The following is a 25,735-nucleotide window of genomic DNA, read 5'->3' on the forward strand; positions in this document are numbered from 1 at the left end:
GCATGAACACCCAGACCCGCGAGACCACGTCCATGAGTGATGCCCAAAGCAAGGCCGGCACGCTGATCGAGGCGCTGCCCTGGATCCAGCGTTTTGCCGGCACCACAATGGTGATCAAGTACGGCGGCAACGCCATGGTCAACGACGAGCTGCGGCGTGCGTTCGCCGAAGACGTGGTCTTCCTCCACCATGTGGGCATCCACCCCGTGGTGGTCCATGGCGGCGGACCCCAGATCAACTCGATGCTGGCGCGCCTGGGCATCGAGTCAGAATTCAAGGGCGGACTCCGTGTCACCACTCCCGAGGCCATGGACGTCGTCCGCATGGTCCTCACCGGCCAGGTGGGCCGCGAACTGGTTGGCCTGATCAACTCCCACGGGCCCTACGCAGTGGGTATGTCCGGCGAAGACGGCGGCCTGCTTCAGGCCGTCCGCACCGGAACCGTCATCGACGGCGAGGAAGTGGACCTGGGCCTGGTGGGCGAAGTGGTGGGCGTGAACCCGGAGGGCATCCTGGACATCCTGGCCGCGGGCCGCATCCCGGTCATCTCCACGGTGGCCCCGGAAATCGAGTCCGACGGCGAGACAGCGGCCGGCGAGGTCCAGACCACCGGTCAGGTCCTCAACGTCAACGCCGATACGGCAGCGGCTGCCGTGGCCGAAGCTCTCGGAGCATCCAAACTGGTGATCCTCACCGACGTCGAAGGCCTCTACGCCAACTGGCCGGACAGGTCCTCACTCATCTCCTCCCTGACGGCTACGGAATTGCGCGAGCTGCTGCCGTCCCTCGAATCAGGAATGATCCCGAAGATGGAAGCGTGCCTCAAAGCCATCGACGGCGGAGTGGAACGCGCGCACATCGTGGACGGCAGGCTGCCGCACTCCATGCTCCTGGAAACTTTCACGACCGCAGGCATTGGCACGCAGGTCGTCCCCGACGAAGAGGTGAATGCATGAACGAAATCCAGCAAACCCCCGTGGCTGAACTAACCGACACCCCGGTCACCGAGCTGGTCGAAACCTCGGGACACACCAGTGGCGCCGAGTGGCTGGCCCGCTACTCGACCTCGCTGATGGGTGTTTTCGGGACGCCCCAGCGTGTGCTGGTCCGGGGTGCCGGCTGCCTCGTGTGGGACGCCGACGGCAAGGAATACCTGGATCTCCTTGGTGGCATTGCCGTCAATGCCCTGGGCCACGCCAACCCGTTTGTCACGTCCGTGATTTCCAGCCAGCTCGCCACCCTGGGGCACGTCTCCAACTTCTTCACCAGCCCCACCCAGATCGCGCTGGCCGAGAAACTGCTGGCCCTGGCGCACGCCCCGGCCGGCTCCAAGGTGTTCTTCGCCAACTCCGGCACCGAGGCCGTCGAGGCGGCCTTCAAACTGGCACGCCGGAACGCGGGTACAGACGCTGCGCCCCGGACCAAAATCATCGCCCTCGAGGGAGCCTTCCACGGGCGCACCATGGGAGCCCTGGCCCTGACAGCCAAGGAAGCCTACCGGGCGCCGTTCGAGCCCCTGCCCGGCGGCGTGGTCCACATCCCGTTCGGCGATGCCGCAGCGCTGGAAGCCGCCATCGACGAGACGGTGGCCGCCGTCTTCCTGGAACCCATCCAGGGCGAAGCCGGCGTCCGGCCCCTGCCGGCCGGTTACCTGAAGGCAGCCCGCGAGGCGACCACCAAGGCGGGCGCCCTGCTGATCCTGGACGAGGTCCAGACCGGCATCGGCCGCACCGGCAAATGGTTCGCCAGCGAGGACGCCGGAATCGTTCCGGACGCCATCACCCTGGCCAAGGGCCTGGGCGGCGGGTTCCCCATCGGTGCGCTTCTCACCTTCGGCGACGAGACGTCCTCGCTCCTGTCCGCAGGCCAGCACGGCAGTACCTTCGGCGGCAACCCGGTGGCGACGGCGGCCGCGCTGGCCACGCTGCACGCGATCGAAAGCCAGCGGGTGCTGGAGAACGTCGCAAAGGTGGGGGAGTACCTCCGCGCCGGGCTGGCCGACGTCGACGGCGTCACGGAAGTCCGCGGCGAAGGCCTGCTGATCGGCTTCGACCTCGATGCCGAGGTGGCTCAGGCTGTTGTGACCGCCGGGCTGGATGCCGGGTTCATCGTCAACAGCCCGGGACCGCGCACCATCCGGCTTGCCCCGCCGCTGGTCCTCACCACGGAACAGGCCGGCACGTTCCTTGCCGTCCTGCCGGCCCTCCTCCAGACAGCTAAGGACGCGCAGTGACCCCTGTAGTCTCTTCCACCGGCACTGCCGGCACCACCCGCCACTTCCTGAAGGACACCGACCTCAGCCCGGCCGAGCAGGCTGAGGTCCTGGACCTTGCCGTCCGGATGAAGGCGGCGCCGTACAGCGTGCAGCCTTTCGCCGCGGAGGGGAACGGCCGCAAGACCGTGGCTGTCATCTTCGACAAAACCTCCACCCGCACCCGGGTGTCCTTCGCCACCGGCATCGCCGACATGGGCGGCAACGCGCTGATCATCAACCCCGGCGAGGCGCAGATCGGCCACAAGGAATCGGTGGAAGACACCGCGAAGGTCCTGGAGCGCATGGTCTCCACCATCGTGTGGCGCACCGGTGCGCACTCCGGGCTGGTGGCCATGGCGGAAAACTCCAAGGTGCCGGTCATCAATGCCTTGTGCGATGACTACCACCCGTGCCAGCTCCTCGCAGACCTTCTCGCCGTCAAGGAACACAAGGGCGAGCTGGCGGGCCTGACCATGGCCTACCTCGGCGATGCCGCGAACAACATGGCCAACTCCTACCTGCTGGCCGGGGTCACCGCCGGCATGCACGTCCGCATCGCCGGCCCTGCAGGCTACCTCCCGGCGGACGAAATCGTCGCTGCCGCAGAGGAACGGGCCGCCCTGACCGGCGGGTCCGTCCTGGTCACCACCGACGCCGCGGCGGCCCTCAAGGGTGCCGACGTTGTTGCCACGGACACGTGGGTCTCCATGGGCCAGGAAGCCGAGAAGGAAGCCCGGCTGCAGCTGTTCCGCGAGTACTCCGTCGATGAGGCGGCCATGGCACACGCAGCGGATGACGCCGTCGTGCTTCACTGCCTGCCCGCGTACCGCGGCTACGAGATCTCCGCCGGCGTCATCGACGGCCCGCAGTCGATCGTCTGGGACGAGGCCGAGAACAGGCTGCACGCCCAGAAAGCGCTGATGGCGTGGCTCATGCACCGGTCCGGGCTGGCCGTTGTAGAGGGCCTCGCTCCGGTTGAAGGCACCGGGGAGAGCACGTACTAATGTCCGTTCCGTCCGCTGCGCCGGGCTCCAGCCCGGCCACCAAAACCGCCCGCCAGGCGCGCATCACCGCCATCCTCACGGGTGAATCGGTGCGCTCCCAGGCGGAGCTGGCCGCGTTGCTGGCGGACGACGGCGTCCAGGTCACCCAGGCCACGCTGTCGCGGGACCTCGTGGAACTCGGCGCCGTCCGCGTCCGCGGCAAGGAAGGCGTGCTGGTCTACGCCGTCCCTGGCGAAGGCGGCGAGCGTGCGGCCAAAAGCGGTGTGAGCCAGGAAATCCTGGATGCCCGGCTGGCCAGGCTCTGCAGCGAACTGCTGGTCACGGCGGAAGCATCGGCCAACATCGCCGTGCTCCGGACCCCGCCCGGTGCGGCGAACTTCCTGGCCCTGGCCATCGACCACTCGGTGATGCCGTCCATCCTGGGGACCATCGCCGGTGACGACACCGTGCTGCTGGTCTCCCGGGATCCGCAGGGCGGGCAGGACCTCGCCGCCCGGTTCCTGCAGCTGGCCGAAGAAGCAGGCGGCAGCCAGCAATAGCCCGCTGCTCCGGACCCGCCCGCGTTGTGACAGGCTTTCCCTAGAAGAATTTCCCGAACAGAAATCCCAACCCCCAATAAGAGGAGCATTTTCGTGACTGAGCGTATTGTTCTGGCCTACTCCGGTGGCCTTGATACTTCCGTAGCCATCGGCTGGATCGGTGAAGCCACCGGCGCCGAGGTCATCGCCGTAGCGGTCGACGTCGGACAGGGCGGCGAGTCGCTGGAGACCATCCGCCAGCGCGCCCTGGGCTGCGGCGCCGTCGAAGCCTACGTCGCCGACGCGTCCGACGAGTTCGCCGACGAGTACTGCATGCCGACGCTGAAGGCGAACGCCCTCTACCAGGGCCACTACCCGCTGGTCTCCGCCATCTCCCGCCCGGTCATCGTCAAGCACCTGGTCAAGGCCGCCCGCGAATTCGGCGCCACGACTGTTGCCCACGGCTGCACCGGCAAGGGCAACGACCAGGTCCGCTTCGAAGTGGGCATCCAGACCCTCGGCCCGGACCTGAAGTGCATCGCCCCGGTCCGCGACCTCGCCCTGACCCGCGACAAGGCCATCGCCTTCGCCGAGGAGAAGGGACTGCCGATCGAGACCACCAAGAAGAACCCGTACTCCATCGACCAGAACGTCTGGGGACGCGCCGTCGAAACCGGCTACCTCGAAGACATCTGGAACGCCCCCACCAAGGACATCTACGACTACACCGCCACCCCGGAATTCCCGCCGGCACCGGATGAAGTCACCATCTCCTTCGAAGCCGGCATCCCGGTAGCGATCGACGGCGTCCGGGTCACCCCGCTGCAGGCCATCAAGGAACTGAACCGCCGCGCCGGCGCCCAGGGCGTGGGCCGCATCGACGTCGTCGAGGACCGCCTCGTGGGCATCAAGTCCCGCGAAATCTACGAAGCCCCCGGCGCCATGGCGCTGATCACCGCGCACAAGCACCTCGAGGACATCACCGTCGAGCGCGAGCAGGCCCGCTTCAAGGCCACTGTTGGCCAGCGCTGGGCCGAGCTGGTCTACGACGGCCAGTGGTTCTCGCCGCTCAAGCGCTCCCTCGACGCCTTCATCGAGGACACCCAGAAGTACGTCTCTGGCGACATCCGTATGACCCTTCACGGTGGCCAGGCAGTGGTCAACGGACGCCGCTCCGACACCTCGCTGTACGACTTCGACCTCGCCACCTACGACACCGGTGACACGTTCGACCAGTCGATGGCACGCGGCTTCATCGAGCTGTGGGGCATGTCCGCCAAGGTTGCCTCCGGCCGCGATATTCGCGTCGCAGGTCAGTAAGTGGCTTCCGCTACAAACGAAGGTGCACTGTGGGGCGGCCGCTTTGCCGGCGGCCCCGCCGACGCCCTCGCGGCGCTGAGCAAGTCCACGCACTTTGACTGGCGGCTGGCCCGCTACGACATCGCTGGATCCAAGGCGCACGCCCGCGTGCTGCACAAGGCCGGGCTGCTGGACGACGCCGAGCTCGAGGGCATGCTTGACGCCCTGGGCCGGCTGGACGACGACGTTGCTTCCGGTGCCTACCTGCCGGCAGAGTCCGATGAGGACGTTCACGGGTCACTGGAACGCGGACTGATCGAGCGCGCCGGTACCCAGCTGGGCGGCAAGCTCCGCGCAGGACGGTCCCGCAACGACCAGGTGGCCACGCTGGGCCGCATGTTCCTGCGCGACCACGCCCGGATCATCGCCCGCGGTGTCCTCGCCACCATTGAGGCGTTGGTGGACCAGGCCAAGGCGCACCGTGGCGTGGCCATGCCCGGACGCACCCACCTGCAGCACGCCCAGCCGGTCCTGCTCAGCCACCACCTGCTCGCCCATGCCTGGGCGCTGCTGCGCGATGTGCAGCGGCTCCAGGACTGGGACAAGCGCGCCGGCGTTTCGCCCTACGGTTCGGGTGCCCTCGCGGGTTCCTCCCTGGGGCTGGACCCGGAAGCGGTTGCAGCTGACCTGGGCTTCTTCTCCGCAACCCACAACTCGATCGACGGCACCGCCTCCCGCGATGTCTTCGCCGAGTTCGCCTGGGTTTGTTCGATGATCGGGGTGGACCTGTCCCGTGTCTCGGAGGAAGTCATCCTGTGGGCAACGAAGGAGTTCTCCTTTGTCACCCTGCACGATTCCTACTCCACAGGTTCGTCGATCATGCCGCAGAAGAAGAACCCTGACGTGGCTGAGCTGGCCCGCGGCAAGGCGGGGCGCCTGATCGGCAACCTGACCGGGCTGCTGGCGACGCTCAAGGGTCTGCCGCTCGCGTACAACCGCGACCTGCAGGAGGACAAGGAGCCGGTCTTCGACGCCGCCGACACCCTGGAGCTGCTACTCCCGGCGGTCTCGGGCATGATCGCGACGCTGAAGTTCAACACCGGGCGGATGGAGTCCCTGGCACCCCAGGGCTTCGCACTGGCCACGGACATTGCCGAATGGCTGGTCCGGCAGGGCGTTCCGTTCCGCGAGGCGCACGAGCTCTCCGGAGCGGCCGTGAAGCAGGCCGAAAGCCGGGACGTTGAGCTATGGGATCTGACGGACGAGGAATACGCTGCCATTTCGGAGCACCTCACTCCTGAGGTCCGCACGGTCCTGTCCACGGAGGGGTCCCTCAACAGCCGCAACTCCCAGGGCGGAACAGCACCCGCCGCCGTCGAACGCCAGCTGCTTGCTCTGGAAGCCGAACTCGCCGGCGTCCGGGAGTACGCGCACTAACCCTCACGCGAAGGGGCCCACACCGGCAGGGTTCCCTGGCCGAGCTTGCGAGGCTAGGGTGCCGGTGGGGACTTAATGTGGGTTTTCCGGCAACGCTCTCTCACTTTCTTCAAGAAAGTGAGAGAGCGTTGCCGAATTTCCTGCGTTAAGTGAGAGAACGTTTTGCGTTAAGGTGCGTTAACTCTGTCGGCTACCATTGCGCCATGAGTGACGCCTTCCGCAGCCACCTGCGTGCCCTTCCGGACTTCCCTGAAAACCTCCCTAACTTCGACCCCGCCACGGCCCCTGCCGATCCGGTGGCGCTGTTCAAACTGTGGCTGCAGGAGGCGCTGGCTGCAGGCGTGCTGCAACCGCACGCCTGCAGCCTGGCCACGGCCGACGGAAACGGACAGCCGTCCGCCAGGATGCTGATCCTGAAGGACATCGACGACGACGGCTGGCACTTCGCCACGTCCCGCACCTCACGGAAGGGCCGGGAACTCACGGTCAACCCGAGTGCGGCCCTCAACTTTTACTGGCCCCGGCAGGGCCGCCAGGTCCGGGTTGCCGGCCCGGTGGTTGAGCTGTCGGACGAGGCGTCGGCGGCAGACTGGGATGCCCGGCCCGCAGCGGACGGCAGCCACAATCCGGACTGGCAGCTCTACGCGGTCCGGCCAACGGAACTTGAGTTCTGGCAGGCACGCCACGACCGGCGGCACATCCGGCACCGCTTCGGCCCGGACGGAATCCCGCTCGGTTAGGATGGGCGCCATGACCGCTCCTGCACCGGATGCCCTGCTCGCCGAACTGCACAAAGCCGCCGACGTCGTGGCCGCCACCGCCGCGAAATTCACCGATGAGGACATCAAGGCGCCATCAGCGCTTCCGGGCTGGACCAGGGGGCACGTCCTGGCGCATCTCGAAGGCATTTCCCATGCCATGGCCCGGCAACTGGAATATGCGGCCCGCGGTGAAACCGTTGAACTGTACGACGGAGGCCAGGACGGACGGAATAAGGCGATCGAGATGGCCGCAGGCCACAGTGCAGACGCCCACCGCGACGATCTGGCGGCGGGCTTGGACCGCGCCCTGGGGGCTTTTGATTCGCTGGCGGGAGACACAACCCGCTGGCAGGCGCGCATCGCCTATCGCGGGGGAGTGGTGCTCGACGGCGGGCTCGCGCTGTGGCGTGAAATCGTCATCCATACTGCCGACCTGGATGTTGGATACGGTCCGGAGACCTGGAGCAGGCAATTCTGCGAGCACCTCTTCGACTTCCTGTCGGCCAGGATAGCGCCGGGCGACAAACTGGTGGTGCAGCCACTCGCGCTTCCGCCCGTAACCCTTGGCAACGGCGGCCGGTCCACCGTCATCAGCGGCATGATCACGGACATCGCGGCCTGGCTGGCCGGCCGCGAACCGTCACTCGGCAGCCTCCGGGCATCGGCCGCTGCGGACGGCGTGGACCTGCCGGAACTGTTGCCCTGGCCTGCCGGGACGCCCGAAGCGAAGTAGGGGGCTACACCGCTTCGCGGGCCAGCAGGCCTTCTGTGGCCTCCCGCGCCAGCAGGCTCTCCTTCACTGCCATCCCCCACCGGAAACCGCCCAAAGAGCCGTCGGTGCGGATCACGCGATGGCACGGCACAAACAACGCCGCGGCATTGAAGGCGCAGGCGCTGGCCGCGGCCCTGACCGCCTTGGGATTGCCGGACAAATCAGCGTACTCGGTGTACGTCACCGGCGCCCCGGGACGCACCGTCCTCAGCACATCCCAGGCATGGGACCTGAACGGCCCCGACTTCTGCAGCACGGGGACCGCCATGGCGGGTGTGGGGTCGCCGGCATAGAAAGCCTCCACGGCCTGTGAGATCGTGCCCAAATCGGTCACGGCCTCTACCTCGGCCGGGCGCAGGTCGGGATGGATCTGCCCGGTCAGCTTGCCAAGCTCGGCGGTCCAGCCGGAAGCCAGGACCACGCCGTCCCGGGCGAGGATGGTGAAGGGACCGTCCGGGGTGGACATCGTCAACAGCTGGGCTTTCATGGCATCGCTTTCTCTGGAACGTTGGGTTCACGAACAACGTTGGGTTCCCGAACAAGGGGCTTCGGCGCGGCTGCGGCGCGCCACAGGTGCATGGTGGCGTAGGACCGCCACGGGCTGACTTCCCGGTAATCCGGAGCATGACCGCCGGAACCCGGCGTGCCGGCTCCGGGCCCGATGCCGTCCAGTGCGAGGGCGCGGACGCCGTTCCTGACCGCAGCGTCGTTGGCCAGGAACACGTCCGGGGCGCCGAGCACACGCATGGCAACGTAGCCCACCGTCCAGGGACCAACACCGGGCAGCGGAAGAAGTTTGGCCTCGAGCCCGGGCAGGTCGTCGCCGTAGCCAAAATCCAGCCGGCCGCCGGCAAGGGCGGAGGCAGCTGAACGGAGGGCGTCAATCCGCCGTTGCGGACCGCGCAGCAGCGAGTAGCCGGAATCCGCTATCTCGGACGCGGTGGGAAACAACCGGTCCAGCCCGTCGCCGGGCACCAGGCTGGGACTGCCGGCGGCGGACAGTTGCGTCAGCGCCGTCCGGGCCGCGGCCACTGTGATTTGCTGCCCGATCATGGCCCTGATGAGGAGCTCCTGCGGATCCACGGCCCCGGGCATCCTCATGCCCGGAACGCGTGCCACGGCGGCGGCCAGCCGGGGGTCGGCAGCCAGGGCGTTGTCAATCGCGACCGGATCGGCGTCGAGGTCGAAAAGCCGCCGCACCCTGCTCAGCAGGGCCGGCAGGTCGCGCAGGTCCACCGCGCCGATGGTGAGGGTCAGCGGCCGCCCCGGCGCGCCGCCGTCGTAATTCACGCTGAAGCGGGCATCGCCGTGCGGGAGCCGCAGGGTACGGGCGTACGACGCCGGTGTCCCCGCCTCGATCCCGGGGATGGCGCGGACTGCGAGGAAGGAAAATATGCCGGGATCGAACGGTTCGCGGTACGGCAGGCTTAGCGTCAGAGACGTCGCGGCGACGGGCGCCGTTCCGGGACGGTGGTGCCGGGCGGTTGCCCGCAGCGCGGTCGGTGTCATGGCGAAGACCTCCACCATGGTGTCGTTGAACTGCCGGACGCTGCTGAAGCCGGACGCGAAGGCGATGTCTGCCAGCTTCATGGCCGTGGACACCAGCAACGTGCGGGCGGTCTGGGCGCGGCTGGCCCGGGCCAGGGACAGCGGGCCCGCGCCCAGTTCGTGGCTGAGGATCCGGTTCAGCTGGCGCGCCGAATAGCCCAGCCGTGCGGCCAGACCCTCCACCCCGTCCCGATTGATCACGCCGTCGTTAATTAGGCGCATGGCCCGGCCTGCGATGTCCTGCCTGACGTTCCATGCCGGTGTCCCGGGGACCGCTTCGGGGAGGCAGCGCTTGCAGGCCCGGTAGCCGGCGTCGTGCGCTGCGGCGGAGGTTTCGTAGAACGTGACGTTGGCTGCTTTGGGGGTCCGGGCCGGGCAGGACGGACGGCAGTAGATGCCGGTGGTGCGGACAGCGGTGTAGAACTGCCCGTCGAAACGGGTGTCCCGCGCGTCGATCGCACGGTAGCGCTGCCAGAAGTCCATCCCCCTATCCTGCCAGCCGCAGGCCAGGCCTGCTAGCGGAAATCGGACATCGCCGTGCGCGTTCGGTAGAGTCGGTGCATGACCGTCAGCAGCAGTCCCACCGGGCCGGAGCAGGCGCCGGAACAGCTCCGCGAGTTCCTGTCCGGTGATGCGCGGAGGATAGCTCCGCTGCTGCTGGGGTCCGTTCTCCGCCATAGCAGCCACGAGGGGACGGTGGCCATCCGGATCACCGAGCTGGAGGCCTATATGGGCCCCGGCGACTCGCTGCACCCGGATCCCGGGTCCCACACGTTCCGCGGCCCCACGCCACGCAACGCCCCCATGTTCGGGCCCGCAGGGCACCTCTATGTCTACTTCACGTACGGGATGCACTACTGCGCCAACCTTGTCTGCGGCCCGGCGGGCGCGGCATCCGCCGTCCTGCTGCGGGCCGGCGAGGTGGTAGAGGGGCAGCACCTCGCACATGTTCGGCGGCCGACGTCGAAATCACCAGTCGACCTTGCGAGCGGTCCCGCGCGTCTCGCCACAGCCCTGGCCCTCACGACTGCGGACAGCGGACGCGACGCACTGGCGGAGCCCTTCGAACTGCAGCTCCCGGCGGTTCCGGCGCCCGTCTACAGTTCCGGACCCAGGGTGGGCGTGGCCGGCGACGGCGGTTCCACCGATTATCCGTGGCGTTTCTGGCTGCCGGGGGATCCCACCGTGTCGCGCTATAAGGCCGTGAAGGTCCGGCAGGCGAAGACCGGCGCAAATATGAACATTGAATGACATCGGAGGTAGCGGGACCGGCGGGCACGTTAACCGAAATGGTTGTAGAATGGTAGGTCTGTCTTTTGCGATAGGGGAACGTTTAATGCTCGACGCCGATTTGGCCCACGAACGCGATTATGTTGCCGGCTTGTATGCACGGCTGGAAGAGCTTCGTGATGAAAAGCGCAAGCAGTTGGCGCAGGTCCGCCGGGCCGGTGCCGTGGGCACCATGCAGAATGTTTCCGAGCGTGACGCCTTCGCCGCGCTCTATGAGGACCGCCTGGCCCAGCTGGATGCTGTGGATGACCGGCTGGTTTTCGGCCGCCTGGACCTGGATTCCGGCGAGGCCCAGTACATCGGACGCATCGGCCTGACCACCGATGACCTCCAGCGACTCATGGTGGACTGGCGCGCGCCCGAAGCCGGCCACTTCTATCAGGCAACGGCATTTGACCGGCAGGGCGTCCGGCGCCGCCGCCACCTCATCCTCCAGGGCCGCGAAGTCAAGGCCATTGAGGACGACGTCCTTGACGCGGACATGCTGGCGGACGACGCTTCGCTCCAGGGCGAAGGAGCGTTGCTCGCCGCCCTGGACTCTAAGCGCACCGGCCGGATGTCGGACATTGTCGGAACCATCCAGTCTGAGCAGGACCGCATCATCAGGTCCTCCATCTCCGGCGCCCTGGTGGTGCAGGGCGGTCCCGGCACCGGCAAAACCGCCGTCGCACTGCACCGTGCCGCCTACCTGCTTTACACACACCGGGAACGGCTGAAGACTGCCGGCGTACTGCTGGTGGGGCCGTCGTCGTCGTTCATGAAGTACATCGAACGTGTCCTTCCGTCCCTCGGTGAGACCGGCGTGGTCATGGCCAGCGTCGGCCGGCTCATGCCGGGCATCCACGCCGTCCCGGAGCCGGAAGCGGACGTCGCCGCCATCAAAGGACGGCTGGACATGGCGAAGGTTGTGGCCAACGCCGTGGCGAACCGGCAGCGCATCCCGGCCGAGGACCGCATTCTTGAGGTGGACGGCCGCAAGCTGGTCCTGACGCCCCGGCAGGTAAGCCGCGCCCGCGAACGGGCCCGGTCCACCGGCAAGCCCCACAACGAGGCACGCCTGACGTTCGTCAAGATCCTGCTCCGCGAGTTGACGGAACAGCTGACGGAGCTGGTGGAGGCCGGGAGCATCGGCAACAATGCCGACCGTTCCTACCTTGCGGAGGACGTCCGGACAGCCCGCGACGTACGGATCGCGCTGAACCTGTGCTGGATGCCCATGACACCGGAGAAGCTGATCACCGAACTCCTGAGCAAGCCCGCGGTGCTGGCAGCCTGCACGCCGCACCTGAGCCTCGAAGAGCAGAAGCTGCTCCTGCGCCCGGCTGATGCTCCGTGGACGGAGGCGGATGTACCGCTGTTGGACGAGGCAGCCGAGCTTCTGGGCGAACTCGATCCTGCGGCGAACCGCGGCCTGGCCCAGCAGGAGCATGACCGTGCCCGTGACCTCGCCAATGCCAAGCAGACGCTGGTGAACATGGAACACATGGGCGTGGACGTCATGATGACTGCGGAGGAGCTGGCCGACCAGAACCAGGAGCGCGAGAACCGGCAGACCGCCGCCGAGCGTGCCACAACCGACCGCACATGGGCTTTTGGGCACATCGTGGTGGATGAGGCGCAGGAACTCTCGCCGATGCAGTGGCGGCTCCTGGTCCGCCGTTGTCCGCTGAAGTCCTTCACGATCGTGGGGGACATTGCGCAGACGAGTTCCGTCGCCGGAGCCAACTCCTGGCACGGTGCTTTGGCGCCCATGTTCGGTGACCGCTGGCAGCTGGAGGAGCTGACGGTCAATTACCGGACGCCCTCGCAGATTGCCGAAGCGGCCGCCCGCATGGCCAACGCCGCCGGACTTGTTGTGTCTGCGCCAAAGGCCGTCCGGGAGGGGCGCTGGTCGCCGATTATTGACAAGGTTGATTCCGGGCAGGTGGTGGAACGCCTTGTGGAGGTGCTCCCCAATGAACTGGACGCGCTCGACGGCGGTCTGCTCGCCGTTATTGCCGACGGGGACCTTCTCCCCGCGGCAACCTCAGCCCTCCGAGCCGTTTACGGCCGGCGCATCGGCAATGGAGCGGGCAGTTACGAACAGGACATCGTGGTCATCAGTCCGCGTGAGGCCAAGGGTCTCGAGTTCGACGGTGTTGTGGTGCTGGAACCGTCCGAGATGCTCAACCACGAGCACGGCCGGGTGGGCGACCTGTACGTGGCCATGACAAGGCCTACGCAGCGACTTCGGCTGATCGCTGCCAAAGGTATTCCCGCAGGAATAGAACGCTGAGCCGACCCGCTTTTGCTCTTCTAACGCCCGGTGCCGTCCATGACGGCGCCGGGCGTCGTCGATCCTGCTAACTTAGAAGTCGTGTCAGAACTCAACGATCTTGAATCCCAGCAGAACGACCCCACCTTCGCCAATATTTGGCAGGAGCTGAAGTGGCGCGGCCTGGTCCACGTCTCCACCGATGAAGCGGAGCTGGAAAAGCTCCTCGCCGGTGAGCCGGTCACCTATTACTGCGGGTTCGATCCCACGGCACCGAGCCTGCACCTGGGCAACCTGGTACAGCTCCTGGTGATGCGCCGCCTGCAGCTGGCCGGCCACAAGCCGTTGGGGCTCGTTGGTGGGTCCACCGGGCTGATCGGTGACCCGCGGCCTACTGCCGAGCGCACACTGAACACCAAAGACACCGTCAACGAGTGGGTGGGCTACCTTCAGGCCCAGGTCCGCCGCTTCCTGAGTTTCGACGGCGCCAACGCGGCACGCATGGTGAACAACTTGGACTGGACCGCGCCCCTGAGCGCCATTGATTTCCTGCGCGAGATCGGCAAGCACTACCGGGTGGGCACGATGCTCCGCAAGGATGCCGTGGCGTCCCGCCTGAGCTCCGACGAGGGCATCAGCTACACGGAGTTCAGTTACCAGATCCTGCAGGGCATGGATTACCTGCAGCTCTTCCGCGATTACGGCTGCATGCTGCAGACCGGTGGTTCCGACCAGTGGGGCAACCTCACCAGCGGCACCGAACTGATCCGTAAGGTGGAGGGCAAGACTGTCCACGCCCTGGGCACACCGCTGATCACCAACTCCGACGGAACCAAGTTCGGCAAGAGTGAAGGCAACGCGATCTGGCTGGACGCCGGTATGTGCAGCCCCTACGCCTTCTACCAGTTCTGGCTCAACACCGCCGACGCCGACGTGGTGGACAGGCTGAAAGTCTTTACGTTCCTGAACCGCGCCGAGATCGAAGCCCTTGCCGCGTCCGTGGCTGAGCGTCCGTTCGCGCGTGAAGGCCAGCGGAAGCTCGCGTTCGAGGTCACTTCGCTGGTGCATGGGGTTGAAGCAACGGAGAAGGTCATCGCCGCCTCGGCTGCCCTCTTCGGCAACGGTGACCTGTCCGCCCTCGACAGGCCGACTCTCGAAGCCGCAACGTCAGAGCTGCCGTCCGCCCGGATCCAGGTGGACGGGCTCGGCATTGTTGATTTGCTGGTGGCTTCGGGCCTGTCAGACAGTAAGTCTGCCGCCCGGCGAACCGTCAGCGAAGGCGGTGCCTACGTGAACAACGAGAAGGTGTCCGATCCGGAAGCTGTCATCTCCGAAGATGAACTGCTGCACGGGCAGTACCTGCTGTTGCGCCGGGGTAAAAAGAACCTTGCGACGGTGGAGGTCCTGGTCCCCTAGACCGTTTCCACGTCAAAAGCACGCTCCTCCGCAGCTGATTTGCACGGCCGCGGGGGAGCGTGTATTGTTTTCTGAGTCGCCGCCGCTGAGTGGCGACAAACCCCCTTCAAAAAGAAGCGATTCATCATGTGCAAGGCACAAAGATGATGGAAAGCTTCTTATTCTGCTGGGCGGATTCAGCTTATTGAGTGAATATCCGGAAAATAACCGGGATTTGCAAAGTAAACTTGAATGAACTAAAGTATAAACATCGCAGCGAAGAAAAACGAAACAAAAGAATTCATTTACTGAATTGTTTCGGGAAGTATTCGAAATGTGTCTGTTGTTTGAGAACTCAATAGTGTGCCAAGTTTGTTGATACCAATTTATTGTATTGAATTGGTTGAATTTGCCGGGTCATGCCGCCCCTGTGGTGTGGTCTGGTTTTTACAGCTGGTTTCAAATTTTGCAGTGCGGTTGCCGCGTTATTTCCGTGGTTTCTGTGTTGTGTTCGTTTTTGTTTTACTTCAACGGAGAGTTTGATCCTGGCTCAGGATGAACGCTGGCGGCGTGCTTAACACATGCAAGTCGAACGATGAACCTCACTTGTGGGGGGATTAGTGGCGAACGGGTGAGTAACACGTGAGTAACCTGCCCTTGACTCTGGGATAAGCCTGGGAAACTGGGTCTAATACCGGATATGACTCCTCATCGCATGGTGGGGGGTGGAAAGCTTTTTGTGGTTTTGGATGGACTCGCGGCCTATCAGCTTGTTGGTGAGGTAATGGCTCACCAAGGCGACGACGGGTAGCCGGCCTGAGAGGGTGACCGGCCACACTGGGACTGAGACACGGCCCAGACTCCTACGGGAGGCAGCAGTGGGGAATATTGCACAATGGGCGAAAGCCTGATGCAGCGACGCCGCGTGAGGGATGACGGCCTTCGGGTTGTAAACCTCTTTCAGTAGGGAAGAAGCGAAAGTGACGGTACCTGCAGAAGAAGCGCCGGCTAACTACGTGCCAGCAGCCGCGGTAATACGTAGGGCGCAAGCGTTATCCGGAATTATTGGGCGTAAAGAGCTCGTAGGCGGTTTGTCGCGTCTGCCGTGAAAGTCCGGGGCTCAACTCCGGATCTGCGGTGGGTACGGGCAGACTAGAGTGATGTAGGGGAGACTGGAATTCCTGGTGTAGCGGTGAAATGCGCAGATATCAGGAGGAACACCGATGGCGAAGGCAGGTCTCTGGGCATTAACTGACGCTGAGGAGCGAAAGCATGGGGAGCGAACAGGATTAGATACCCTGGTAGTCCATGCCGTAAACGTTGGGCACTAGGTGTGGGGGACATTCCACGTTTTCCGCGCCGTAGCTAACGCATTAAGTGCCCCGCCTGGGGAGTACGGCCGCAAGGCTAAAACTCAAAGGAATTGACGGGGGCCCGCACAAGCGGCGGAGCATGCGGATTAATTCGATGCAACGCGAAGAACCTTACCAAGGCTTGACATGGACTGGAAATACCTGGAAACAGGTGCCCCGCTTGCGGTCGGTTCACAGGTGGTGCATGGTTGTCGTCAGCTCGTGTCGTGAGATGTTGGGTTAAGTCCCGCAACGAGCGCAACCCTCGTTCTATGTTGCCAGCGCGTAATGGCGGGGACTCATAGGAGACTGCCGGGGTCAACTCGGAGGAAGGTGGGGACGACGTCAAATCATCATGCCCCTTATGTCTTGGGCTTCACGCATGCTACAATGGCCGGTACAAAGGGTTGCGATACTGTGAGGTGGAGCTAATCCCAAAAAGCCGGTCTCAGTTCGGATTGGGGTCTGCAACTCGACCCCATGAAGTCGGAGTCGCTAGTAATCGCAGATCAGCAACGCTGCGGTGAATACGTTCCCGGGCCTTGTACACACCGCCCGTCAAGTCACGAAAGTTGGTAACACCCGAAGCCGGTGGCCTAACCCCTTACGGGGAGGGAGCTGTCGAAGGTGGGACTGGCGATTGGGACTAAGTCGTAACAAGGTAGCCGTACCGGAAGGTGCGGCTGGATCACCTCCTTTCTAAGGAGCACCTACAGTCACCGTGCCTCACGTTATGTGAGTGTGGCGGGGTTGTCAGGAGTATATGCCCGTTGCGCAGACGTTTGTTCTGCGGCGGGTGCTCACGGGTGGAATATCAGCAAATAGGTGCCTGGTGGCACGGACCGGTTGTTAGTACGGACATTGTTTTTCTTCGGAAGATCAGTTGTCCTGGAACGCTCGCTGGTTCGGGTTGCTGGGTAGTGTTTGGCACACTGTTGGGTCCTGAGGCAACAGGGCCGGGGTTCTTCCCTTGGGGAGGGTTCCGGGTTTGTTTGTTTCTGGTTTCCTGGCTGCATCGATCGCGCATGTTGTGTGTGTGGGGTGTGTGGTTTGGGGTTGTTGTTTGAGAACTACATAGTGGACGCGAGCATCTTTTATAAGAAGCAATTTCCAAGAATATGAACCTGGATCTGTTGTTCTGTCTTTCGGGATGGAGTGATGGTTTTCATGGTTCTCTCGTGAAGTAGTTTTTTGATCTTTTGTGGTCAAGTTTTTAAGAGCACACGGTGGATGCCTTGGCATTAGGAGCCGAAGAAGGACGTAGGAATCTGCGATAAGCCTGGGGGAGTCGATAACCGGACTGTGATCCCAGGGTGTCCGAATGGGGAAACCCCGCCAGGGGAGCGATCTGCCTGGTGACCCGCATCTGAACACATAGGGTGCGTGGAGGGAACGCGGGGAAGTGAAACATCTCAGTACCCGCAGGAAGAGAAAACAATAGTGATTCCGTTAGTAGTGGCGAGCGAACGCGGATCAGGCTAAACCGTTCCATGTGTGATAGCCGGCGGGCGTTGCATGGTCGGGGTTGTGGGACTTTCCATACTGTCTCTGCCGGGACAGTGAGGTGTGATGTGCAGGCATAGGTGAACGGTCTTGAAAGGCCGGCCAGAGAGGGTGTGAGCCCCGTAACCGAAATGTTTTGTGCCGCCTGGAGAGTATCCCAAGTAGCACGGGGCCCGAGAAATCCCGTGCGAATCTGTCAGGACCACCTGATAAGCCTAAATACTCCCTAATGACCGATAGCGGACCAGTACCGTGAGGGAAAGGTGAAAAGTACCCCGGGAGGGGAGTGAAACAGTACCTGAAACCGTGTGCTTACAATCCGTCGGAGCCAGTCTGATTCTGGTGACGGCGTGCCTTTTGAAGAATGAGCCTGCGAGTTAGTGTTACGTCGCGAGGTTAACCCGTGTGGGGAAGCCGTAGCGAAAGCGAGTCTGAATAGGGCGTTGCAGTGGCGTGATCTAGACCCGAAGCGAAGTGATCTACCCATGGCCAGGTTGAAGCGACGGTAAGACGTCGTGGAGGACCGAACCCACTTCAGTTGAAAATGGAGGGGATGAGCTGTGGGTAGGGGTGAAAGGCCAATCAAACTTCGTGATAGCTGGTTCTCCCCGAAATGCATTTAGGTGCAGCGTTGCGTGTTTCTTGCTGGAGGTAGAGCTACTGGATGGCTAATGGGCCCTACAAGGTTACTGACGTCAGCCAAACTCCGAATGCCGGTAAGTGAGAGCGCAGCAGTGAGACTGTGGGGGATAAGCTTCATAGTCGAGAGGGAAACAGCCCAGACCACCAACTAAGGCCCCTAAGCGTGTGCTAAGTGGGAAAGGATGTGGAGTTGCGAAGACAACCAGGAGGTTGGCTTAGAAGCAGCCATCCTTAAAAGAGTGCGTAATAGCTCACTGGTCAAGTGATTCCGCGCCGACAATGTAGCGGGGCTCAAGTACACCGCCGAAGTTGTGGATTTCAAATAGTAGCCAAGCCGCTCCCTTGTGGGGTTGGTTCAGGCGTTTGGAGTGGTAGGGGAGCGTCGTGTGGGCAGTGAAGTCGCGGTGTAAACCAGCGGTGGAGCCTACACGAGTGAGAATGCAGGCATGAGTAGCGAAAGACGGGTGAGAAACCCGTCCGCCGAATGATCAAGGGTTCCAGGGTCAAGCTAATCTGCCCTGGGTAAGTCGGGACCTAAGGCGAGGCCGACAGGCGTAGTCGATGGACAACGGGTTGATATTCCCGTACCGGCGAAAAACCGTCCATGTTGAACAGGGGATACTAACCGCCCGAAACCTGCCTGACCGCCCTTGTGGTGGAAGGGTTTTGGTGGAGCGCGGGACCTGATCCTGGGAGGCAAGCGTATTAACAGGTGTGACGCAGGAAGGTAGCCAAGCCGGGCGATGGTTGTCCCGGTCTAAGGATGTAGGGCGAACGGTAGGCAAATCCGCTGTTCATGATGCCTGAGATCTGATGGGACCCCCGTGAGGGGGGATTTGGTGATCCTATGCTGCCGAGAAAAGCATCGACGCGAGGTTTTAGCCGCCCGTACCCCAAACCGACACAGGTGATCAGGTAGAGAATACTAAGGCGATCGAGAGAATTATGGTTAAGGAACTCGGCAAAATGCCCCCGTAACTTCGGGAGAAGGGGGGCCCCAACCTTGAACACCACGCGCTGGTGGGAGGGGATCGGGGCCGCAGAGACCAGGGGGAAGCGACTGTTTACTAAAAACACAGGTCCGTGCGAAGTCGCAAGACGATGTATACGGACTGACTCCTGCCCGGTGCTGGAAGGTTAAGAGGACCGGTTAGCCGTTCGCGGCGAAGCTGAGAATTTAAGCCCCAGTAAACGGCGGTGGTAACTATAACCATCCTAAGGTAGCGAAATTCCTTGTCGGGTAAGTTCCGACCTGCACGAATGGAGTAACGACTTCCCCGCTGTCTCAACCATAAACTCGGCGAAATTGCAGTACGAGTAAAGATGCTCGTTACGCGCAGCAGGACGGAAAGACCCCGAGACCTTTACTATAGTTTGGTATTGGTGTTCGGAGTGGCTTGTGTAGGATAGGTGGGAGACGTTGAAGCCCGGACGCCAGTTCGGGTGGAGTCATCGTTGAAATACCACTCTGGTCACTTTGGACATCTAACTTCGGCCCGTAATCCGGGTCAGGGACAGTGCCTGATGGGTAGTTTAACTGGGGCGGTTGCCTCCTAAAAAGTAACGGAGGCGCCCAAAGGTTCCCTCAGCCTGGTTGGCAATCAGGTGTCGAGTGTAAGTGCACAAGGGAGCTTGACTGTGAGAGAGACATCTCGAGCAGGGACGAAAGTCGGGACTAGTGATCCGGCGGTACATTGTGGAATGGCCGTCGCTCAACGGATAAAAGGTACCTCGGGGATAACAGGCTGATCTTGCCCAAGAGTCCATATCGACGGCATGGTTTGGCACCTCGATGTCGGCTCGTCGCATCCTGGGGCTGGAGTAGGTCCCAAGGGTTGGGCTGTTCGCCCATTAAAGCGGTACGCGAGCTGGGTTTAGAACGTCGTGAGACAGTTCGGTCCCTATCCGCTGCGCGCGCAGGAAATTTGAGAAGGGCTGTCCTTAGTACGAGAGGACCGGGACGGACGAACCTCTGGTGTGTCAGTTGTACTGCCAAGTGCACCGCTGATTAGCTACGTTCGGATGGGATAACCGCTGAAAGCATCTAAGCGGGAAGCTCGCTTCGAGATGAGATTTCCATACACCTTGTGTGTGAGAGGCCCCCAGCCAGACCACTGGGTTGATAGGCCGGATGTGGAAGCGAGGACTAACGACTCGTGAAGCTGACCGGTACTAATAGGCCGATAACTTACACCACACACTCTCCTCGTGAACGGATTCAAAAGACGTTCACACCCATGGGGAGAGTACAAAGATAACAAGACTGCTTGCGTCCACTATGTGGTTCCCAAACAACAAACCAATTTGTTGCAGGGAACAAAAAACACAACACAATAATCAACACCACACCTGCCCTCACCGGCAGGAAGCATGTTGTAACCACAGATTTCCCACCCCGCCCGGCACAGCCAGGACAGGGTGCGGAGCAAGGGTTACGGCGGTCATAGCGTGGGGGAAACGCCCGGTCCCATTCCGAACCCGGAAGCTAAGACCCACAGCGCCGATGGTACTGCACCCGGGAGGGTGTGGGAGAGTAGGTCACCGCCGGAACACCATTAGGTCGAGACCCCCCAACACACACGTGTCGGGGGGTCTCCCACATTTAACCGTCCAGAGCCTCCAGACACACCCTGGAGGCTCTCCCGCTTCAACCACCCCACGAAAAAACCGGCCAAACCAAGCCCACCCGCAAACGCTCTCTCACTTAACGCGGTAAATCCCGGAACCCTCTCTCACTTAACGCGGTAAATCCCGGAACCCTCTCTCACTTAACGCGGTAAATCCCGGAACCCTCTCTCACTTAACGCGGTAAATCCCGGAACCCTCTCTCACTTAACGCGGTAAATCCCGGAACCCTGTCTCACATAACGCTGTAAAACCCGAAACGCTCCCGCACTCAACGCGGGAAAACACGTCGAACACGCGTGGAATCCTGGCGTATCCGCTCAGATCAGTTTGCGGCGAACCTGTTAGCGCAGGTTGATCTCCCGTTTCCACTGAAGCACCATGTCAGGGGTCCTCCAACAGGGGCTGCGCGTGAACCGACCCGAAGTAGCGCTTGCCGGATCCGAACACGACAGGTGCGGCGTACATGCGCACCTCGTCGGCCAGACCCGCGGCAAGCTCCTGGCCACCGACGTCGCCAGGAGCTGTCTCGACGGTGCGGTCACCCGCGAGCACGACGACGCATTCCAGAAGCGCCACAAACCCGGTGATATCACGGCGACACCGCGTCCTTCATGACGAACCTTGAGAGAGCGACCGCCCAAACCTCACATCAAGTGAGAGAGCGTCCGCCGAAACCCCACATTAAGTGAGAGAGCGTCCGCCGAACCCTGTGTGTCAGGCTCTTGTGTGACAGGTTTCTGTCGGCATGAGCCCGACGCTCGGGACGGGGAAAGGCCCATGATGGACTTTGTTATTCCTGTCCGCCAGTCGAATCGCCACTTCACAACGAGCGAGAAAAACGCGATTCTGGACGAGCATGAGAAATGCCTGGAGATGGGCTCGAAGGCCGCCCTGGCCCGTGCACTCGGAATTCGAACGGCTTTAATCCGGGCATGGGCACGCGCCCGGGAATCCGGGGAACTGCCTGCCGTCGGAGACCTAACCAAGGAGGACCAGCGATTGAGTGCCGGAGACAAACGACAACTCCAACGAGTCCTCAAGGAGAACGAGATTCTCAAAGCCAAACTGGCCCGCTCCGAGGCCGCGGTGGACATCCTGGGAAAAGCTTCCGCGCTCTTGGACGCGATGGCCAAGAGCGCGGCGGCGACCGATCCGCAGCTGGACGCACCGGAGCAAGGGCGCCCGGAGTGGTTGATGCCAAAGCCTGGAAAACCATCGCCCTGACCTTCGCCGGGAAACTGGTGACAGCCGGCTGGTCAGCAGTGAAAGCGTGCGCCCTGGTCGGGGTTCACCGCACCAGCTGGTATCGGCATCTGACCCCGCCGGCTCCGGCCGGGATCACCGTTCCGCACCTCGACCGGGACTATCCGAACCGGATCAGCACGGCCGAGGCAGACGAATTCATGGCGCTGCTCAATTCCGAGGAATACGCCGATCTCTCGGTCACCCAGGCCTATTACCGGATGCTGGACGCGGGCTACTGCCCGTTCTCGATTGCGGCAGCGCACCGAATCGTGGCCCGCCACGGGCAGAACGGCGACCGCCGCGAACAACGCCCCGGCAACGGCCCCAAACGGGCTAAACCCGTCCACGCGGCGACGGCTCCAAATCAGCTCTGGAGTTGGGACATCACCATGCTCCACGGCCCCGGCAAACACACCTACAAGCTCTACACAATCATGGATGTGTTCTCCCGAAAGGTCGTCGGCCACCGCGTCGAACACACCGAAACGGCCGCTCTCGCCTCGGCCCTGATCCGGGACGCCGTCGCCGGCAACAAACGCACGCCTGCCGTGCTCCACGCCGACAACGGAGCCCCGATGCGGGCAGGCACCACGTTGGAACTTGCCCGCGATTTGGGCATCACCCTGTCCTACTCCCGGCCCCGGGTCTCCGATGACAACCCGTACTCGGAATCCCTGTTCAGAACCGTGAAATATGACCTGGATTTCCCCGACGGTTCCAAGACCTTGGGCACGCGCGGGAGCACTTGGCGACGTTCTTCACCAGCTACAACACCCACCACCGCCACAGCGGACTGAACTACTACACCCCGGACACCGTCCACAACGGACTGGTCCAGCAAGCAACCAGGCATCGCCAAGAAACACTCGATGCCTGCTACGCCCGCAACCCACACCGATACCGACGCAGGCCCACCGCACTGGGAGTCCCGCCCGTAGCCGGCATCAACCACAAAGAAACCAACCCGCTGTCACAAACAGCTTGATAAATACCGCGAAACCCCACATTAAGTGAGAGAGCGTCTGATGGGTCGGCTAACGCAGGCTGGCCGCGCGCACGCCGAGGATGTTGTCAAGCAGTGCGTTCCGGAACTTTCCATCCGGATCGTGCATATCTGCCAGAGCCCGGAAATCGGCGAACCTCGGGTACAGAGCCTCCCAGTCGTGAGTGGACGGCGTGAACAGTTTTCCCCAGTGCGGCCTTGCCCCGAAGGGCCGGAGAAGCTCCTCCAAGGCCGGGAGGACCGCTTCGACGTCGGCCTGAAGCGGCTTCCAGGTGAAGTGCAGTGCCACGCTTTGCTGCCTGTAGAAGGGGCTGAGCCAGAACTCGTCGGCTGCCCCGGTGCGGATTTCGGAGACGAACAGCAGCGGGGCCAGCGTGTCCGCGATGCTGCGGACGGCCTGGATGGCTGCGGGTCCGTGCTCCAGGGGCAGGATGTACTCGCTCTGTAGTTCCTCGCCGTTGCTGGGAGTGAATTCGTGCCGAAAATGAGGCAGCCGGTCCAGCCACGGACCGGGTTCATCCAATTGCGTCGTGCAGTTCTCCCCGGACATGCCGGGCAGGGGATGCCTGGGCTGCGTGGCCGGCGTTGCGCCGAACAGCTTGGTCTGGACTGGCTGGGAGTCGAGGGCCTTGAGCCAGACCTGCCTGATGGCGTCTCCCGCGTAATCAGTGAAGAGGCTGACGCTGTACGCGCTTGATACCAGGACCGGGAAGTCGGCCAGAGCCAGCTCCCACGGCACGTTTTCCAGGACCCGCTGCCGCATCGTGAAGCCTGGCCGGACAGCGAGTTCCAGGCCTGTGACAATGCCAAGGGCCCCGAGGCCCACCACGCTGCCCAGGAACTCATCCCCGTCTTCTCGGGAGAGGGACACCTGTTCGCCCGAGGGCCGGACCAACTCAATGCGTTCGACGGCGCCGGCCAGGGAGGGGTTATCCACGCCCGAGCCGTGCGTTCCGGTCTGAACGGCGCCAGCCACCGAGATGTGCGGAAGCGAAGCGAGGTTATGGATCGCGAAGCCGTCCTTGTCCAGCGTGCGGCACAGTGCCCCGTAGCTGACGCCTCCGCTGACCCGGACGATCCGCCGGTCTGAATCGAGCTCGATTTCCTGGGGCAGGGAGTCCATAAGTATGTGCATGCCGTCCGTGTCGCCCACACGGTTGAACGAGTGCCGGGAGCCGAGGGCCTTCACGCGGCCCGAGCCGGCCACCAGATCGGCAAGCCCGGCCACTGAGGTTGGATGGCGGACGTCGGTGGCCGAGTATTCGAGGTTTCCTGCCCAGTTCTTCATCAGTTCTGCTTTCCATGGCGCCTTTTGCTTCCTCTACTGTGAGCGCTAACACTCGCAGTGTCAAGGCGCATCCTGCCGGGGTTGCGGGGTGCTGCCCGCGGCCAAAGCCGAGGTTGCCGTCAGGATTTTTATCGTTGTAAATTTACGCAATGACACTCGCACCGACGCCACCAATGGGCTGGAACAGCTGGGACTGCTACGGGACTACGGTCACTGAGGGGGAGGTGCTTGCCAATGCTGCGTTTATGGCCGAGCACCTGCTCCCTTATGGCTGGGACACGGTGGTGGTGGACATCCAGTGGTACGAGCCCGCTGCGCGGGCGGGCGGCTACAACGACGGCGCGGCCTTGGAACTGGACGCGTTCGGGCGGCAACTGCCCGCCGTCAACCGGTTCCCGTCCGCTCGGGACGGCATGGGATTCAGGCTGCTGGCAGACAGGATTCATGGCATGGGGCTGAAGTTCGGCCTGCATGTCATGCGCGGAATTCCACGGCAGGCCGTCCGGAACAGGCTACCGGTGGAGGGCGCAGGTTTTACCGCCGATCAGATTGCCGACGAATCGTCCGCCTGTGACTGGAACACTGACAACTACGGCCTGAACCACCAGCATCCCGGCGCCCAGGCCTATTACGATTCACAACTGCGTCTCTTCGCCGAATGGGGCGTGGATTTCGTCAAGGCCGACGACATGCTGGGACCCTACTACGCTGCTGAAATTGCCGCGTATCAGCGGGCAATTCAGCGTTCCGGGCGGGAGATGGTCCTGAGCCTCTCGCCGGGCCGCGCACTATCGCTGGCGCACCTTGAGCATCTCCGCGGCAACGCGCACATGTGGCGCGTTTCAGATGACCTGTGGGATGTCTGGGAAGACGTGGAGGCGCAGTTCGCCCGGATGGCCCGCTGGGCGCCCCATCAGCAAGGGGGTTCCTGGGCCGACGCCGACATGCTCCCCGTGGGCCGACTCGCCCTGCGCGCCGAACGCGGCGCTGAACGGCTGAGCAGGCTGACCCTGGACGAACAGCAGACCATGATGACGCTTTGGTGCATTGCCCGGTCGCCGCTCATGCTGGGCTGCGACCTTCCGTCCTCGCCGCCGGAGACACTTCAACTCCTGACCAACCGCGATCTCCTTGCCGTCCTCAATGCGAGCCGCAACAACCGTGAACTCCTGCGCGACGGGGATCTGGTGGTGTGGGCGGCGGAAAGCACGACGTCGGCTGACCGTTACGTGGCGGTGTTCAACACCGGGATGGCCGACTTGGTCCGGACACTTCCGGCGGGGGATCTCGCCCTGCCGTCCGAACCCCCTCAAGGTCACATCGGCGGGGACACCCCGTGGGAGGTGCGGGAGGCCTGGAGTGGTGAGTGTGCCGTGCTGGTCCTGCAGCACGGCACACCTGCTTTGGACATCAAGCTTTCCGGCCACGGCGCGCAGCTCTACAGGTTCAGCCAAGCCTGGGCTGAGGGCGCTGGCGTTGGGCGGCCGGCCGTGCCGCCGCTGTAGTGGTTGCCCCTGGAGGATGGCGCCGACGCCGGCCTTC

General features: G+C 63.3%; 19 protein-coding genes and 3 rRNA genes. 18 read left to right on the top strand and 4 right to left on the bottom strand.

All coding sequences use genetic code 11. The features are described from left to right. Window positions 1-2 precede the first annotated feature (2 nt). The 8 genes from argB to IDT60_RS07005 all read left to right on the top strand — a co-directional run bounded on the left by argB (window position 3) and on the right by IDT60_RS07005 (window position 8,006). Complete coding sequence (gene argB / locus IDT60_RS06970; protein WP_164201021.1) at window positions 3-956, top strand: acetylglutamate kinase; 954 nt, start codon at window positions 3-5, stop codon at window positions 954-956. Then, window positions 953-2,233 (top strand): acetylornithine transaminase, encoded by a 1,281-nt coding sequence (locus IDT60_RS06975; protein WP_191081373.1) that lies wholly within the window; start codon window positions 953-955, stop codon window positions 2,231-2,233. The genes argB and IDT60_RS06975 overlap by 4 nt, the downstream gene beginning before the upstream one ends. Beyond that, a complete protein-coding gene (gene argF, locus IDT60_RS06980; RefSeq protein WP_191081374.1) occupies window positions 2,230-3,258 on the top strand; it encodes an ornithine carbamoyltransferase in 1,029 nt (342 codons plus the stop codon). The genes IDT60_RS06975 and argF overlap by 4 nt, the downstream gene beginning before the upstream one ends. Next, a complete protein-coding gene (locus IDT60_RS06985) occupies window positions 3,258-3,797 on the top strand; it encodes an arginine repressor (protein ID WP_164201015.1) in 540 nt (179 codons plus the stop codon). The genes argF and IDT60_RS06985 overlap by 1 nt, the downstream gene beginning before the upstream one ends. Window positions 3,798-3,890: 93 nt before the next feature. After that, complete coding sequence (locus tag IDT60_RS06990) at window positions 3,891-5,096, top strand: argininosuccinate synthase (protein WP_191081375.1); 1,206 nt, start codon at window positions 3,891-3,893, stop codon at window positions 5,094-5,096. Next, on the top strand, window positions 5,097-6,512 hold the full coding sequence (gene argH, locus IDT60_RS06995) for an argininosuccinate lyase (RefSeq protein WP_191081376.1): 1,416 nt from the start codon (window positions 5,097-5,099) through the stop codon (window positions 6,510-6,512). It abuts the gene before it with no gap. 203 nt (window positions 6,513-6,715) lie between these two features. Continuing rightward, complete coding sequence (locus tag IDT60_RS07000; RefSeq protein WP_191081377.1) at window positions 6,716-7,252, top strand: pyridoxal 5'-phosphate synthase; 537 nt, start codon at window positions 6,716-6,718, stop codon at window positions 7,250-7,252. Window positions 7,253-7,262: 10 nt separating this feature from the next. After that, window positions 7,263-8,006, top strand: a complete 744-nt coding sequence (locus IDT60_RS07005) for a maleylpyruvate isomerase family mycothiol-dependent enzyme (protein ID WP_191081378.1) — start codon at window positions 7,263-7,265, stop codon at window positions 8,004-8,006. A gap of 4 nt (window positions 8,007-8,010) precedes the next feature. On the opposite strand, the gene IDT60_RS07010 is transcribed toward IDT60_RS07005, so the two are convergent. After that, complete coding sequence (locus IDT60_RS07010) at window positions 8,011-8,532, bottom strand: methylated-DNA--[protein]-cysteine S-methyltransferase (RefSeq protein WP_191081379.1); 522 nt, start codon at window positions 8,530-8,532, stop codon at window positions 8,011-8,013. Next, window positions 8,529-10,076 (bottom strand): DNA-3-methyladenine glycosylase 2 family protein, encoded by a 1,548-nt coding sequence (locus tag IDT60_RS07015; protein WP_191081380.1) that lies wholly within the window; start codon window positions 10,074-10,076, stop codon window positions 8,529-8,531. The genes IDT60_RS07010 and IDT60_RS07015 overlap by 4 nt, the downstream gene beginning before the upstream one ends. Before the next feature lie 78 nt (window positions 10,077-10,154). On the opposite strand from IDT60_RS07015, the gene IDT60_RS07020 reads away from it, so the two are divergent. The 6 genes from IDT60_RS07020 (at window position 10,155) to rrf (ending at window position 20,579) form a co-directional block, all read left to right on the top strand. Then, the gene (locus tag IDT60_RS07020) at window positions 10,155-10,844 is read left to right on the top strand and encodes a DNA-3-methyladenine glycosylase (protein ID WP_191081381.1); all 690 of its coding nucleotides are present in this window, start codon (window positions 10,155-10,157) and stop codon (window positions 10,842-10,844) included. Between the two features lie 85 nt (window positions 10,845-10,929). Continuing rightward, on the top strand, window positions 10,930-13,158 hold the full coding sequence (locus tag IDT60_RS07025) for an AAA family ATPase (RefSeq protein ID WP_191081382.1): 2,229 nt from the start codon (window positions 10,930-10,932) through the stop codon (window positions 13,156-13,158). An 81-nt stretch (window positions 13,159-13,239) separates the two neighbouring features. Further along, window positions 13,240-14,553, top strand: coding sequence for a tyrosine--tRNA ligase (tyrS, locus tag IDT60_RS07030; RefSeq protein ID WP_191081383.1), 1,314 nt, complete (start codon window positions 13,240-13,242; stop codon window positions 14,551-14,553). A 506-nt stretch (window positions 14,554-15,059) separates the two neighbouring features. After that, window positions 15,060-16,583: ribosomal RNA gene (locus IDT60_RS07035) — 16S ribosomal RNA — on the top strand. Between the two features lie 504 nt (window positions 16,584-17,087). Then, window positions 17,088-20,226: ribosomal RNA gene (locus IDT60_RS07040) — 23S ribosomal RNA — on the top strand. A 236-nt stretch (window positions 20,227-20,462) separates the two neighbouring features. Further along, a 5S ribosomal RNA gene (gene rrf, locus IDT60_RS07045) occupies window positions 20,463-20,579 on the top strand. The 16S, 23S and 5S rRNA genes sit together here, the layout of an rRNA operon. A gap of 459 nt (window positions 20,580-21,038) precedes the next feature. Here rrf and IDT60_RS07050 read toward each other — a convergent pair. Continuing rightward, the gene (locus IDT60_RS07050; RefSeq protein WP_223883916.1) at window positions 21,039-21,209 is read right to left on the bottom strand and encodes a dihydrofolate reductase family protein; all 171 of its coding nucleotides are present in this window, start codon (window positions 21,207-21,209) and stop codon (window positions 21,039-21,041) included. Between the two features lie 225 nt (window positions 21,210-21,434). Between IDT60_RS07050 and IDT60_RS07055 the strand changes: the two genes are divergently transcribed. Genes IDT60_RS07055 through IDT60_RS23510 form a run of 3 tightly spaced genes read left to right on the top strand, consistent with a single transcriptional unit; the run spans window position 21,435 to window position 22,887 of the window. Continuing rightward, window positions 21,435-21,881 carry a hypothetical protein gene (locus tag IDT60_RS07055; RefSeq protein ID WP_223883800.1) on the top strand — a complete coding sequence of 149 codons (447 nt, stop codon included), beginning with the start codon at window positions 21,435-21,437 and terminating at the stop codon, window positions 21,879-21,881. Continuing rightward, entirely contained in the window at window positions 21,845-22,699 is an 855-nt protein-coding gene (locus tag IDT60_RS07060) for a DDE-type integrase/transposase/recombinase (RefSeq protein ID WP_191081384.1), read from the top strand. Before IDT60_RS07055 ends, IDT60_RS07060 begins: the two co-directional genes overlap by 37 nt. Beyond that, window positions 22,648-22,887 carry a hypothetical protein gene (locus IDT60_RS23510; protein ID WP_370590728.1) on the top strand — a complete coding sequence of 80 codons (240 nt, stop codon included), beginning with the start codon at window positions 22,648-22,650 and terminating at the stop codon, window positions 22,885-22,887. Before IDT60_RS07060 ends, IDT60_RS23510 begins: the two co-directional genes overlap by 52 nt. A 49-nt stretch (window positions 22,888-22,936) precedes the next feature. On the opposite strand, the gene IDT60_RS07070 is transcribed toward IDT60_RS23510, so the two are convergent. Continuing rightward, window positions 22,937-24,193, bottom strand: a complete 1,257-nt coding sequence (locus IDT60_RS07070; RefSeq protein WP_191081385.1) for a D-arabinono-1,4-lactone oxidase — start codon at window positions 24,191-24,193, stop codon at window positions 22,937-22,939. Between the two features lie 149 nt (window positions 24,194-24,342). Between IDT60_RS07070 and IDT60_RS07075 the strand changes: the two genes are divergently transcribed. After that, on the top strand, window positions 24,343-25,698 hold the full coding sequence (locus tag IDT60_RS07075) for a glycoside hydrolase family 27 protein (RefSeq protein WP_191081386.1): 1,356 nt from the start codon (window positions 24,343-24,345) through the stop codon (window positions 25,696-25,698). The last annotated feature ends 37 nt before the right edge of the window (window positions 25,699-25,735 follow it).

It is taken from the genome of Pseudarthrobacter sp. BIM B-2242, assembly GCF_014764445.1.
In the GTDB taxonomy this organism is placed as follows: Bacteria; Actinomycetota; Actinomycetes; order Actinomycetales; family Micrococcaceae; genus Arthrobacter; species Arthrobacter luteus_A.

What these genes read in the sequence shown, in the direction of transcription:
- argB (WP_164201021.1), top strand. Translation starts at nt 3, where the DNA reads ATGAACACCCAGACCCGCGAGACCACGTCCATGAGTGATGCCCAAAGC.
- IDT60_RS06975 (WP_191081373.1), top strand. Translation starts at nt 953, where the DNA reads ATGAACGAAATCCAGCAAACCCCCGTGGCTGAACTAACCGACACCCCG.
- IDT60_RS06985 (WP_164201015.1), top strand. Translation starts at nt 3,258, where the DNA reads ATGTCCGTTCCGTCCGCTGCGCCGGGCTCCAGCCCGGCCACCAAAACC.
- IDT60_RS07000 (WP_191081377.1), top strand. Translation starts at nt 6,716, where the DNA reads ATGAGTGACGCCTTCCGCAGCCACCTGCGTGCCCTTCCGGACTTCCCT.
- IDT60_RS07005 (WP_191081378.1), top strand. Translation starts at nt 7,263, where the DNA reads ATGACCGCTCCTGCACCGGATGCCCTGCTCGCCGAACTGCACAAAGCC.
- IDT60_RS07010 (WP_191081379.1), bottom strand. Translation starts at nt 8,532, where the DNA reads ATGAAAGCCCAGCTGTTGACGATGTCCACCCCGGACGGTCCCTTCACC.
- IDT60_RS07015 (WP_191081380.1), bottom strand. Translation starts at nt 10,076, where the DNA reads ATGGACTTCTGGCAGCGCTACCGTGCGATCGACGCGCGGGACACCCGT.
- IDT60_RS07020 (WP_191081381.1), top strand. Translation starts at nt 10,155, where the DNA reads ATGACCGTCAGCAGCAGTCCCACCGGGCCGGAGCAGGCGCCGGAACAG.
- IDT60_RS07025 (WP_191081382.1), top strand. Translation starts at nt 10,930, where the DNA reads ATGCTCGACGCCGATTTGGCCCACGAACGCGATTATGTTGCCGGCTTG.
- IDT60_RS07055 (WP_223883800.1), top strand. Translation starts at nt 21,435, where the DNA reads ATGATGGACTTTGTTATTCCTGTCCGCCAGTCGAATCGCCACTTCACA.
- IDT60_RS07070 (WP_191081385.1), bottom strand. Translation starts at nt 24,193, where the DNA reads ATGAAGAACTGGGCAGGAAACCTCGAATACTCGGCCACCGACGTCCGC.
- IDT60_RS07075 (WP_191081386.1), top strand. Translation starts at nt 24,343, where the DNA reads ATGACACTCGCACCGACGCCACCAATGGGCTGGAACAGCTGGGACTGC.